The organism is Paucibacter sp. KBW04 (assembly GCF_003852425.1).
Lineage (GTDB): Bacteria > Pseudomonadota > Gammaproteobacteria > Burkholderiales > Burkholderiaceae_C > Paucibacter_A.
Map to the genome: position 1 here is coordinate 76,344 of NZ_QAJN01000009.1, position 12,751 is coordinate 89,094.

Below are 12,751 nucleotides of genomic sequence, written 5' to 3' on the forward strand. Positions count from 1 at the left end.
GTCCTTCGTTTCAGCTAATGCGGGGAGAGAGATAAAGCGTTAGGAATCAGCAGCTCAACTTGCGCAGGGCGGGCGGGCTTTGGTAAACGCCGAAGCGCTGCATTTCCTCCTCGGGCGGAGGCTCGCAACTCCAGACGCGGCTCGGGCGCCAATCAAATTGCTTCTTCATCTGAGCGAGATGCTCCGCCTGCTTGAACGAAGCCACGACGGCATCGATGACGGGCACGCCGACCTCGGCCTGCACCTCTGCAAAGAAGCCGAACTCAATCGTGCAGCCCAAGACAATGGCTTCCGCCTTGTCTTGCTCGACGGCGCGCTTCGCCTCTTCGATGATGCGGGCGCGGGTCTTTTTGTGCTCGCGCTGAAAGTCGTCCACCCCCATCTCCAAAGAGCGAAAAGAGGCCAGCCTGTCCTGCAAGCCATAGCGCTGAACCCGACCACTCATCTGCTCTATCCATTTGTGGCGGCCCACGATGATGGAGAAGCGATTGGCCAACTGTGTCGCCACCGACAAGGAAGCGATGCAGGGCGCGGTGATGATGGTGGCCCCCGAGAGCTCCCGCGCCTCCTCAAGCGCGGGGTCGTAAAAGCAACCAATCACCATCGCATCGACGCCGGTTTGGCCGCTGTCCCGCGCGCATTCGACGATGCGCTGCGTCATCAAGGCCTCGTAGCTGCGGTACTCCAGATGGGTGGGCGTGGCCGGCATGTCGAAGGACACCATCTCGACCCGCGTGCCCGCTTGCTTGATGCGGGCCAGCAGTTCAGCGATGGGCGCGTCATAGGCGTCAAAGCCCACGGGGTTCAGCCAGCGCACCGTGACTTCGGCCGGTGCGGGATTCAGCGGTTTGCTCATCTTTCGGTCTCCCGCTTCAACCGGCAAAGCCGTAGTCTTCAAGCGCCTCTTCGGCCGTGATGTAGCCGTTGCGCAGATCGCGTCGAATGGCCTCGGGCGCACGCTCCCTGGGGTTACCAACCCCCCCACCGTGCCCCGTGGTGATGCGAATCAGATCGCCCTTTTTGATGGGCATGCCGGTGGTCATATTGCTGGGCTCCCGGCTCCCATCTGCACGCAGCACCTCGCCTCGATTCGAGCTGCCCTCACAACCGCCCATCAAGCCCCAGGGCCGGCTCGCGGTGCGGCTGTAGGTGGCGGTGAGGAAGGCCTCGTCCGAGGTCAGCCGGTAGTCCAGCACGACGCCGCGCCCGCCACGGAACTTGCCTGCGCCGCCACGTTCGTTATGAAAGGCGTACTGCTCGATGCGCACGCCGTAGCGGCTCTCGGCCAGTTCGACCGGGATGTTGTAGGTCTCGCCATTGGCGCAGCAGAACAGGCCGTTGATGCCGTCACGGTCCGCACCCGCGCCCCAGCCGCCCACCAGGGGCTCGCCCAAGACGTAGAACTGCTGGCTGTCCGGGTGGGTGCCGGCGAGGAAAGTCCCGCCCACCGAACGGTAGTGGCCGGCGGGCAGCTTGCCGACCATGGCCGGGGCCAGCGCCTTCCAGACCAGCTCGATCACCGCCACCAAGGACTCGTAGTACAACGAGACCGGCGCCGGGCTCACCGCGGTGAGCAAGGTGCCCTCCGGGCAAACAATGTCCACATGCCGAAAGCAGCCGCCGTTGGCCGGGATGTCAGGGTCGGTGATGGCCTTGAGCGCGCAGCGCACGGCGGTGACCAAGGCCGTGCGGGCCGAGTTGATGGGGCCGGGGGCTTGCGGGCTGGTGCCGCTGAAGTCGGCCGTCATGCGGCCGTCCGCCACCGTGACCTTCACCTTGAGTTTGAAGGGGCCATTGCCCAAGCCGTCCTCTTCGATCAAGTCCTCGGCCTCGAACACGCCGCTGGGCAGGTCCCGCAGCTGGCTGGCCGTCAGGCGTTCGCCGTAGTTCAAGAGGTCGGCCATGGCGAAATTGACGGTGTCGGCGCCATAACGTTCAAACAGCTGCAAGACCCGCTTCTCGCCGGTGCGCGCCGCCGCGACACCGGCATGCAAATCGCCCAGAGTCTGCTCGGGCAGGCGCACATTGGCGCGGATGACCTCGACCAGGGCCTGGTTCAGCCGGCCTTCGTCATAGACCTTGACGAACTTGAGGTGCAGGCCTTCTTGGAAGATCTCACGCGAGGTGGTGGAGACGCTGCCGGCATCCTTGCCGCCCACCTCGGTCCAATGCGATTTATTGGCTGAGAAGCCCACCAACTCGCCCTGGAACAAGATGGGCACCAAGACAATGACGTCCGACAGGTGGGTGCCACCGCCTTCGTAGGGAGAGTTAGTCAGGATCACATCGCCCGCTTTGAGCGTGTGCGGCGGATGGTGGATCAAGGCGCTTTGTACCGCCGTGTCCAGGGTGGCGAGAAAGCCCGAGACGCCATTGCCCTGGGCGATCAGCTCGCCTTTTGCATCGGTGAGCCCAACGGCGAAGTCCGTCGTCTCATAGATGATGGGGCTCATGCTGGTGCGGATCATGACCTGGAACATTTCCTGGCCGATCGCGGTCAGCGCGTCCTTGATGACTTGCAGCGTGACGGGGTCATGCGCCTTCGTTGGGTGCTTGTTCATGCGGCCTCCTGGAGTGCTGCGAAATGCAAATCGACGATGAAGTTGCCGTAGGAATCGACGCTCAGCCTGTGCTTGGGCGGCAGGACCAAGGAGGAGGAGCTGTCTTGCACGATGGCGGGGCCGACCAGGCGCATGCCGGTCTCCAGGCGCGCACCGTCGTAAATGGTGGCCAGCTGCTCGCCGTCATGCTCGAAGAAGACGCTGCGGCTGCCCAATCGCGTCTCCTCCACCTTGCGTGAACCCGTGCCCAGCAGCTGGGGCTTGGGCTTGACCACATGGACGCTGGCCACCAGGTGGAAGTTCACCACCTCGATGCCGGCCTCGGGCAGGCGGTAGGTGTAGCGCGTTTCATGGTCGGCATGAAAGCGATCGGCGAGAGCTTGCACACCGCCTGGCACACCGGCTGCCGTGGCCAAGCTCGCCAAGTCGACCGGGATTTTGACCGTGTGCTCCTGGCCCAGGTAGCGCAGATCGGCATAGTGGCTGAAGGTCATCTCCGCCTCGTTCATGCCCTTGGCGACAAAGTCCGCCCGCGCGTTCTCTTGCATGGCCGCGAAGGTCTGGGTCATCGGCTCACCGGCGTCCTGGGCCAAGGCCTGCAAGGCGGTCATGGTGTAGTCGCGCCGGATGTCGGTCAACAACATGCCCCAGGCCGAAAACACCGCTGCATTCGTAGGGATGATGACGCGCGGAATGCGCAACTCCTCGGCCAACTCGATCGCGTGCAAGGCGCCGCCGCCGCCAAAACACATCAGCGCAAAGTCACGCGGGTCGTAGCCCTTGTTGGTGGACACCAGCTTGAGCGCATTGACCATATTCGCATTGGCCAGACGCAGCACCCCCTGGGCGGTCTCGATGGCGTTGAGACCCAGGGGCGCGCCGACTTCGGCAAAGGCCGAGGACACCGCGTTCAGATCGGGGTCCACCTGACCGCCTAGGAAGTTCAGGGCGTCGATGCGGCCGAGCAAAAGATTGGCGTCGGTGGTGGTGGGCTTCTTGCCGCCACGCCCGTAAGCGACCGGCCCCGGCAAAGCCCCTGCGCTCTGCGGCCCGACCTTGATGCGGCCGCCCGCGTCCACGCTGGCCACGGAGCCACCGCCCTGGCCGATCTCAACCAGGTCGATGACGGCCGTCTGGATCGGGTAGCCGGGGTGCTTGGCCGTGCGCTCGATGTGATATTCGGTCGTGACCGGCAGCTGGCCCTTGTGGATCAGCGTGCACTTGGCCGTGGTACCGCCCACGTCCAAGGCGATCAGATTGCTCTCACCAATCAGCTGCCCCAGTGCCTGCGCCGCCAGCATGCCGCTGGCCGGCCCGGACTCGACCATGGACACCGGGTTGGCCACGGCCCCGGCGCTGCTGGTCATGCCGCCGTTGGACTGCATCAGGTACAAGCTGCCGTGAAAGCCTTGTTCGGCCAGCGCCGCTTCCAGGGCGCCCACATATTTGCGCACCACCGGCGACACAAAGGCGCTCGCCACCGTGGTGTTGGTGCGCTCGTACTCGCGCCACTCGCGGCTGATCTCATGCGAGGCCACCACCGGCACCTCGGGCAAGAGGCGTCGCAAGCCCTCGGCAATCGCGGCCTCGTTCACCGGGTTGCGGTAAGCGTGCAGGCAGCACACGGCAATAGCCTCGACGCCATCGCGTTTGAACTGCTCGGCAATCAAAGCCAGTTCGCCCAGCTCTGCGGGCTTGAGCACCTCGCCCAGATGAGTGATGCGCTCCGTCACCTCGGCGCGGAGATACCGCTCCACAAAGGCCACGGGTTTTTCAAAATTGAGGTTGAACAGGTCGGGCCGATTGCCGCGCCCAATCTCCAGCACATCGCGGAAACCGCGTGTGGTCACCAGCGCCGTCTTGGCGCCTCGACGCTCGGTCAAAGCATTGATGACGACGGTGGCACCATGGGCCAGGAGATCCACTTGGGACAGATCGGCGCCGCTCTTGGCGATGGCATTCAACACACCTTGTTCAAAGTTAGGCGGCGTGGTGTCGACCTTGAGCGTGCGCAGCTCACCCCGCAAGCTGTTGTGGTCGTAGTCGTAAAGCACGAGGTCGGTGAAGGTGCCGCCGACGTCGGTCGCGATATGAAGCGTCATGTCGTTTCCCTGGCAATTTCAGAAGTTGTAGCGAAGGTCCAGGCGCACGATGCGTGGCAAGGCCGGGGTGGCGAAGCCGCCCGCCACCCACTCGGCGTTGTAGGCCTTGTCGCTGGCGTTGTTGACGCTCAGCGCAGTGCTCCATTTATTCTTTGCGTCCTCAAGGGCAAAGCGCAGATTCAGCAAGGTCACGGCATCACGCGCCGTGCTGTTCTCGGGGTCCCAGTACTGCTTGCCCTTGTTGACCACATCGGCCCGCAGGCTCAGATTGATGCCAGGCAGCAGGCCAAAGCGGTACTGCGCGCCGAGGTTCCAACCCATGCTGGGCACATAAGGGGCTTGCTTGCCGACCAGGGCCGGGTTGACAACGTATTTGTCAATCCTGCTATGAGTCACGCCGAGGCCGGCGTAGGCATCCAGGCCAGGTGCGAGCTTGGCCACGAGTTCAAGCTCACCACCGGTCAGCGTGAGCTTGTCCAAGGGCACGAGCACCTGGGCGCCAACCGCGCCGATGAAGACAAAGTAAGGCGCGTTCTCGACCTGAGTTCGGAAGGCAGCCGCGTTCAACTGAACCTTGCCCTCAGCCAACAAGGCCTTGTAGCCAATTTCAGCGGAGGTGGTGATTTCGGCGCCAATCTGGTCTTGCACGCCCATGACGGGCGGCGTGGCGGCGGCCGCTGCGGCACCAACGCCGCTCTGATTGAACTGGCCCGAGCGGAAGCCCTTGCCGATGGAGAAGTAGCTCAAAGCGCCTTCGTCAGACTTGTAGCGCAGGCTGAGCTTGGGCTGCATGGCGCTATAGGTCGCCTGCTTGGTGCAGGCCGCCACATTGCTGGCGCTGCAGCCGGCGGGCAGGCTGCCGGCGGCCTGGCGATGGTCCACCACCTGCTCGCGCTGGTCTCTGTCATAGCGAGCCGCCAGCGACAGCTCAAGCTTGGGGCTGATGTCATAGTCGATATTGCCAAAAGCGGCCGAGGCCCGGTTGTGATTGCGATCGGCAAACCAGGAGGCCGTCGGGTTCGTGCTGCTGTTCGGCTTGGGGTCGTAGCTGATGAAATCGACGCCATGGCCGAGATCAGTGCCGGTGGTGGTCGAGACAAAACGCTCCGTGTTCAGCGCGTAGACGCCGGCCATCCAGCGCAGGCCTTTTTTGCTGGGCGAGGTCAGGCGCAGCTCATAAGAATCGCTGCTCACATCGACGAACTGGGTTTGCGTGCCGTCCAAGCCTGGGGCGATGCTGCGCGAGGCGGTATAGGGGAACTGGTCCACCGAGAGGTACTCGTTGACCTTGTTGTGCGAGACGATGCCGGTCAGCGTCGCGAAGCCCAGGGCGTAGTCCGCCTTGAGCGTGATCTCGTCCATATCACGGGTGTTGATGCCCAGGTTGTTATTGCAAAACGTGCGCGAAACGCGGTTGGCATCCAGGCGCGAGAAGTCAAACAGATTGTTCAGATCCGCCGTGCAGTCGGCATTGAGGTGGGTGGGCTGGTACTGAAACGCGCCGCCCCCCGCGTTGTCGCGGACGAAGCTGGTGCGCAGATCAATGCTCAAGTCTTCGCTGGCGTTCCAGGTCAGCAAGCCGCGCAAGGTCTTGTTCTTGTAGGCATCGGCCTTGCTGTGCGTGGCCAGGTCCTCGAAATAGCCCGCACGATCGGTGGTGTTGCCCGCGAGGCGGAACATCAGCTTGTCCGGGACGATGGCCCCGCTGATGGCGCCCTGGGCGATCTTCTCGCCCCCTGTGCCTGCGCTGAGCTGCACAAAGCCTGTGGTTTCGTTGGTGGGCTGCTTGGTGCGAATCAGAATCGCGCCGCCCGAGGCATTGCGGCCATAGAGCGCGCCTTGCGGGCCGCGCAGCACTTCGATGCTCTGCACGTCGAACAGCTCTTGGGTGAATTGCTTGGCGTCGGACTGGGCCACGCCGTCGACCACCACCGCCATCGGCGCCTCGCCGTTGCGCACCTGTGAGAGCCCGCGAATCGTCATGAAGGAGGTGCCCACGGACTGGCTCTCGGCCAGCGAGAGATTGGGCGACAGCGCGACAAAATCGCCCGGCTTCTTGATGCCGGCGTCCGTGATGGCTTGGGCGGAAAAAGCCTTCACCGAGACGGGCACGCTTTGCAAAGTCTCGGTACGGCCACGCGCCTGAATGACGACGGTCTCAAGCTTTTGCACCTCGGGTTTTTTATCGTCCCCTGCTTCGGGACTCGCTTGAGCGCGGGCAATGCTTGGTAGGGCCAGCGCAATCGCAGTGGCGATCAAGGCGAGCTGACCGGGAAAGATTTGCTTGGACATTTTGGATTCCTTGGATTGAAGGCCGTTTGGATTCCGTACGGCTTTGGACAGGTGTCGAAGCGAATGTAGAAAGGCCCATGGCAAGCCTCAACAAGCCTGGCGGGTAGGCCCCAGGCCCAGCTCGCCCAGGCCTACCCACCCGGGTAGATTGATTGGGGCTAGATCTAGGTCAGCTCAAAGCTGCGGCAGCCGTGCGCCTGCCCTCCCGGCAGTCGACACGCTCAGCTCAAGGCAATCAGCTCAATCCAGCCGGGGCCGCGCAAGCATGGCGGCAGGCGATGCAAAGCCTTGCTGCAAGGCGGCGGCGATGGCGGCCGTGCGGCTGTCTACATTGAGTTTTTGAAAGATCTGCTTCAGATGAAACTTGACCGTGTTCTCTGAGATATCCATGGCCCGGGCAATGGCCTTGTTGGCTTGGCCCGCAACGAGGAGCTCAAGCACTTGCTCCTCCTTGGCGCTGAAATGGGTGCGCCGTTTGGGCGGGTGGGCTTGCCAACCACGCAGCTGGGTGATGAGGGCTTGCCCCAGGGGAGGCAGCCCGCCTTCAAGCTGCTGCAAGAGGGGCAAGACACCGGGGCCGGCCTCCAACAACAGGCCGCCCAAGCCCCATTGCAGCAGGGGTGCCAGCGCGGCTTGAATTTCTGCCGAAGCAATCTCGCCCTCCTGCGCGCGCCGCTTGGCCAGAAGCCCCAGCAGCCTCAAGCGCCAAACCGGCAACTGCAGGCCGGACGCCTCCAGCACCCTCAGGGCTCGCTCAATACGCACTTGCGCCGGCTGCGCAGCACCTGCCGCCATTTGCAATTTGGCCAGGGCCAGCGTGCCCGCTTCCAGAAATCGCCAGTCCAAGCCTTGGGCCGAGGTGATGGGTGAGGCCATCGGCAGCTGGGTTTCTAGCTGGGCGGCGCTGGCTTCTTGCTGAGCTTGGGTCAGCAAACCGCATTGAGCCAGCAAATCGACCCGCCAAGCCTGCACCAAACGAGAGAGCCGCGCCAGCGAGCGCCTTCTGGCCAGCTGCGCGCTCTGGTCCAGCATGGAGAGCGCGGCCTGCAGACCTTCTTGGCGCAGGGCGATTCGCCATGAGATTTCGGCCGTGGTCGCAAAGATGTCGAGCCAGCCGTCCACCCGCTCCAGCGTCTCCTGCCCGGCGGACAGCCATGGCAAGACCTCCGTCCACTGACCTTGCCAATAAAGGTGCTGGGCCTTGATGCAGCCCACCAGGGCTTTCAAGGAGCTGTCGGTGCCGAAGTTGGCATCGGCCAGCGCCAGCGCCTCGTCAATTTTTTGTCTTGAGAGCAGGATCTGCCCCGTCGCACTCAAGGCCTGGGCCCAATGAATCAGGCAGTAGTTTTCGCCCAGCGTGCTGCCCACCAAACGCATGCGGGTGCGGGCTGCTTGCGCCGCCAGCATGGCTTGCTCCATCCGACCCCAAGCAAGAGCCGCCACGGCGCCAACGCAGAGCAAGGTGGCCTGGCCTAGCGGGTCGTCGGGCAGGCGCTGGTTGACATCGGCACTTTGAGTGGGCCATCGCTCGAGGTCGTCGAGCTGATCAAAGTACACATGCACCAGGGCCGAGATCACCACGAGGTCGCGCTTGAGCTGTGCTGCGTCTTGGGCCTGGATGACGATTTCTGAAAGCCTCAGCAACTCCATCGCCAAGGCCTCGTCGCCGAGCTTGGCGTGCAAATACGCCTGCATCAACAGCAGCTCCGGCTCTGAGCGCCGGGCGAGATCGTCGAACTGCTGCAGCAGGCCTTGGGTGTACTGAATGCCCTTGCGAAGCACCAGCTCCCAGCCCCCGGCCTCGTGAACCAAGGCGATGGCCAGCTCGGTGTCATGCGCTTGCAAAGCATGCGACACGGCTAGCACCCAGTCCGCTTGCTTGGCCAGCCAGGGTGCGGCCGCGCGATGAATTTGCTCGGCCCGCCGGGCATCCAGTCTGGGCCGTAAAAAGTCCGCCAACATCAGGTGGTAGCGAAACCAGCTGCGGCCCGCATCCAGCGGCACCAGCAAGGCCTCGTAAGGCGCCAGCCGGGCCAGCAATTCAGCGCTGTCCTTGCGGCCGCGGGCCACATCGGCCAGCTCGGCGTTGAAGCGCTCCAGCAGCGAGGTCTCCAGCAGGAACTCGCGGCAGTCGGCCGGCAGGTTCTCGACGATTTGCTCTGCCAAATACTCGGCCACTTCCTGAACCCGCCCCGAGAAGGACTTGAGCCCATGTGAGGAGCCCGAGCCCCGCGACAGCCAAAGCCGGGCCAGCTGAATGGCCACGGCCCAGCCTTCGGTGCGGGAATGGACGATGGCCAAGTCGGTGCGGTCCATGCCCTCGCCCAAGATCTGGCTGGCCTCGGACAAGGACAGAATCAAATCATTGGCATCGACCTGATGAACCAGCCCACGCGCCTTCAGCGTTGCAAGCGGCCAATGGGGCCGGGTGCGCGTGGCCACGATCAGTTGCAGCCAGGCACTGGCCCGCTCCAACAAGGTCAGCACGATGCCATCGATGGCGGGGCATTCGGCGCGGTGGTAGTCGTCCAGCATCAAAGTGATGCGCACACCGGCCCGCTGCAGGGCCTGGAGCAGGGCCATCAGCGTTCGCTCGGGGTTGGCATCCAAGGCCTGGGCATGCGCTCTTTGCGACAAGCCTTGCAGGTCCACACCGGCGCCTTCCAGGGCCAGGAGCACATAGGCCAAGAAGCGACCGGGGTCGCTGTCCGCCTCGTCCAATGACAGCCATGCGACCGGGATAGGCTGGGCCAAGCTTTGCAGCGCCTCACGCCACTGCGCCAGCAGGGTGGTCTTGCCAAAGCCCGGGGGTGAAGTCACCAGGGCCAAAGACATATGCCGATAGCCCTGCAGCCGCCCAAGCAAGGCCGCCCGCCTGACCGTATCCAACTGAATCTGCGGCGGCGCAAGCTTGCCCACCCACATCCATGCGCTGCTGCTCGGCATCTCGCTCATGGACGAAGACTTTACTTTGGGTCTAGCAATACAAAGAACACTTCGCTGTCTTCCAAGGCCGTCGAACTGTGAGGTTCGGCCGGACTGGTCGTCAAAGTATCACCCGCCACCGCCTCGAAGCTGCCGGATTCGGTCTGAACCAGCAGCCGGCCGCGCAGCACGTAGGCGATTTCATGGGCAGCGCTGGTCCGAAACCCTTCGGGTGGGCTGCGCGTGCCTTGGCCGAACCAGCATCGGCCGACTTGCAGCGTGGACACGGGCGCTACTGCCATAGGCTCAGCAGCATCCAAGGCATAGGCGCCTGCCAGTGGCGAGGGGTGGCGTAGATTCATCAAAAGGCTCCGAAGGGGCAAGAAGGCCAGACGGTTTGCCAGGCCATGCGGCGCGCAAGGCAAGAGGCCCACACACTGTAGGCATGCATGCCACGCCGCCACAAGCTTGCCAAGAGGTGGTGGGGACGCCAGCTTTTCCTTGAGCTACCTGAATGGGTAGTTTCATAAGGGTTAGCTAGGAGCTTGTCGGGCTTTGCCTTGGGCCAAGGCCCCTGAAGAAGCTAGGCAACAATGCCAACAACTGCACTCAAATCACAAGAATCTTCGGAGCACAACCCAATGCCAAGCCTCCACCTCGTCGAAGGCCCAGTCGGTGCCGGCAAATCGACCTTTGCCAAGTCCCTCGCCGCTCGCATCAAGGCGCCCCATATCGCGCTGGACGAGTGGTTTGCCAAGCTCTTCAGCCCGGACCGGCCGGCCACCGACCTGATGCCCTGGTACATCGCGCGCAAGACCCGCCTACTCGATCACATCTGGCGGCATGCGCAGGAGTTGATGGCCTGCGGCATCGCGCCCGTGCTTGAACTGGGGCTGGTACAGCGACAGGACCGCGAGGCGTTTTACCTGCACGCCCGAGAGGCCGGTGTCGACCTGAAGGTCTATTTGCTGCAAGCCTCACGCGATGTGCGGCGGGAGCGCGTCATGCGCAGGAATATTGAGCAGGGCCCGACCTTCTCCATGCTCGTGCCGGAGCCCTTCTTTGAGATGGCCAGCGATGTTTGGGAAGAACCGGATGAGTTCGAGATTGCGGAACACCGCATCGATATCATCTCCAGCGAGGCTTGAGGCAAGTCGCCCGGCAACTCGACAAGTCAATAAGAGGAGAACCGATGAACTTCAGCGCCAGCACGCCCATCTCGCTGATCGCCACGATTGCCTTCTTGATCGTGGTCTTGCTCTTGCTCCGCGCTGTCCTCGTGGTCTTCCGACCCGAGCCCCATGAACAGCAAGCCAGCTGGAAGTTCCGTACCGTCATCTATGTCGTGCTGAGTTTTGCCATCCCGCTGTGGCCCCTGACCTTCCCGATCTTCTTGGTGCTAGCGCATCGCTCTTACCTTGCGGGTGCGGCCCGTCAGCCATAGGGGGGAGGGTCAGTTCTCTGGTCAAGACCTGCCCTTCTGCCCAGCCCCTGGTTCAGCCCTTGGCCAACTGATACAACTCATCCTTCAGCCGCGCCCGCTGCTGCTTCATTGCATGCAGGGTGTGGTCTTCAATCGCTTTGACGCCGAGTTCGTCCTGGCTGATTTGCTTGTCCAGCGCGTCGTGCGCTTCAAGCTGTTTGGCGAAATGAGCGTTTTCCTGCTTGAGCTGCTTAATGCGCTCGGCCAGTTCAGGAAACTCGATGCTGAGTGCGTGAGGGAGCAGGCTGCTGTTGTGCATGTCTCAATTTCCTTTGTTCAAACCTTTGGGATCGCGCAGCAAGTATTGCACGCAGGCACCCAAAGCCAATCCCCTACTCCCGATTCCTGAAGGCCAGCCAGCCCGCCACCACGGTGAAGGTCAGGATGATGAGGGCGATGATGGCAAAGCCATGTGGGTGGTCGGAAAGCGGGATGCCGCCCACATTCATGCCCAACATGCCGGCAATGATGTTGATAGGTAAAGCCAGCACGGTGACCACGGTCAGGGTGAAGACGCTGCGATTGGTTTGCTCGCCCACCTGGGCGGCCATTTCTTCTTGCAAAAGCTTGATGCGCTCTTGCAGCGCGGCCAGGTCGCGAATGACCAGGCTGAATTCCTCGGTGCTCTGACGCAGCTCGTCCAGATCGTGCGGCGAGACCCAGGGCGGCGGCTGGCGCAGCAGGCGGAACAAGGCCCCTGGCTCGGGCGCCAACAGCCTTTGCAGGCGCACCAGCACCCGGCGCAGCTGGCCCATATCGGCGCGCTTCTGGCGAAGATTGCCTTGCAGCAAGGCGTCTTCGACCCGATCGACCTGCAAGGTGGCATCACGCACGATACGCACCAAGACATCGCCCTGGTCCTGCATCAGATGGTTGAGCAAGGCGACCGAGGAGCCAAAGCTCGCACCGTCACGCACCGCCTGGCGCAGGCGGTCGATGGAGCGCAGGGGGTGAACCCGGGCGCTGACGGCCACCCGTGGCTTGACATTGACCCAGAGGCTGGCGATCTCGGAGGGATCAAACGAAAACTCGAAAGCCACATCGTTGACGACGGCGATCAGATTGTCGGCGGCGTCTTCGATGCGGGTGGAGCGCGAGCCCTCACGCAAGGCGTCGAAGAACTCGGGCGGCAGCTCCAGATGCGACTGCATCCATTTTTCAGAAGCAGTGTCGGTCAGATTGAAGTGCAGCCAGATGAACTCGCCCGGGGTTTGCTCGGGCGTGAGCGCCAGCCAGGTCAAGGCCTCGCCCAACTCTATGGCCCGGCCCTGGCCCTGGGGCGCAAACAAGAAGCCGCAAATCAAGGCCCGGTCCTCGGCCGCAAAGCTGAATGCCATCGTCAACAGTCCCCGCTCAGGTCATCATCGTCCTAGGAGTCTGCGCGGCAG

Annotated in this window: 10 protein-coding genes; 2 read left to right on the forward strand and 8 right to left on the reverse strand. The window is 63.1% G+C overall.

From position 1 onward, the window contains the following. Positions 1-46: 46 nt before the first annotated feature. The 6 genes from DBR47_RS11880 to DBR47_RS11905 all read right to left on the reverse strand — a co-directional run bounded on the left by DBR47_RS11880 (position 47) and on the right by DBR47_RS11905 (position 10,242). Positions 47-856, reverse strand: coding sequence for an aspartate/glutamate racemase family protein (locus DBR47_RS11880; RefSeq protein WP_124450243.1), 810 nt, complete (start codon positions 854-856; stop codon positions 47-49). Positions 857-872: 16 nt separating this feature from the next. Beyond that, positions 873-2,561 (reverse strand): hydantoinase B/oxoprolinase family protein, encoded by a 1,689-nt coding sequence (locus DBR47_RS11885; protein ID WP_124450245.1) that lies wholly within the window; start codon positions 2,559-2,561, stop codon positions 873-875. Continuing rightward, positions 2,558-4,663, reverse strand: coding sequence for a hydantoinase/oxoprolinase family protein (locus DBR47_RS11890; RefSeq protein WP_124450246.1), 2,106 nt, complete (start codon positions 4,661-4,663; stop codon positions 2,558-2,560). The genes DBR47_RS11885 and DBR47_RS11890 overlap by 4 nt, the downstream gene beginning before the upstream one ends. 18 nt (positions 4,664-4,681) lie before the next feature. Beyond that, positions 4,682-6,955, reverse strand: a complete 2,274-nt coding sequence (locus tag DBR47_RS11895) for a TonB-dependent receptor (protein WP_124450248.1) — start codon at positions 6,953-6,955, stop codon at positions 4,682-4,684. A gap of 240 nt (positions 6,956-7,195) precedes the next feature. After that, positions 7,196-9,910 (reverse strand): LuxR C-terminal-related transcriptional regulator, encoded by a 2,715-nt coding sequence (locus tag DBR47_RS11900; protein ID WP_197047023.1) that lies wholly within the window; start codon positions 9,908-9,910, stop codon positions 7,196-7,198. Between the two features lie 11 nt (positions 9,911-9,921). After that, the gene (locus tag DBR47_RS11905; protein WP_124450249.1) at positions 9,922-10,242 is read right to left on the reverse strand and encodes a cupin domain-containing protein; all 321 of its coding nucleotides are present in this window, start codon (positions 10,240-10,242) and stop codon (positions 9,922-9,924) included. A 279-nt stretch (positions 10,243-10,521) separates the two neighbouring features. Here DBR47_RS11905 and DBR47_RS11910 point away from each other — a divergent pair, with 279 nt between their 5' ends. Beyond that, positions 10,522-11,028 carry an ATP-binding protein gene (locus DBR47_RS11910; protein ID WP_124450251.1) on the forward strand — a complete coding sequence of 169 codons (507 nt, stop codon included), beginning with the start codon at positions 10,522-10,524 and terminating at the stop codon, positions 11,026-11,028. Positions 11,029-11,072: 44 nt separating this feature from the next. Then, entirely contained in the window at positions 11,073-11,324 is a 252-nt protein-coding gene (locus DBR47_RS11915; protein WP_124450253.1) for a hypothetical protein, read from the forward strand. Between the two features lie 52 nt (positions 11,325-11,376). Here DBR47_RS11915 and DBR47_RS11920 read toward each other — a convergent pair whose 3' ends face one another. Both DBR47_RS11920 and DBR47_RS11925 read right to left on the reverse strand, forming a co-directional pair. Beyond that, positions 11,377-11,622 (reverse strand): YdcH family protein, encoded by a 246-nt coding sequence (locus tag DBR47_RS11920; protein ID WP_124450255.1) that lies wholly within the window; start codon positions 11,620-11,622, stop codon positions 11,377-11,379. Between the two features lie 73 nt (positions 11,623-11,695). Next, a complete protein-coding gene (locus tag DBR47_RS11925) occupies positions 11,696-12,700 on the reverse strand; it encodes a transporter (protein WP_124450257.1) in 1,005 nt (334 codons plus the stop codon). Between the last annotated feature and the right edge of the window lie 51 nt (positions 12,701-12,751).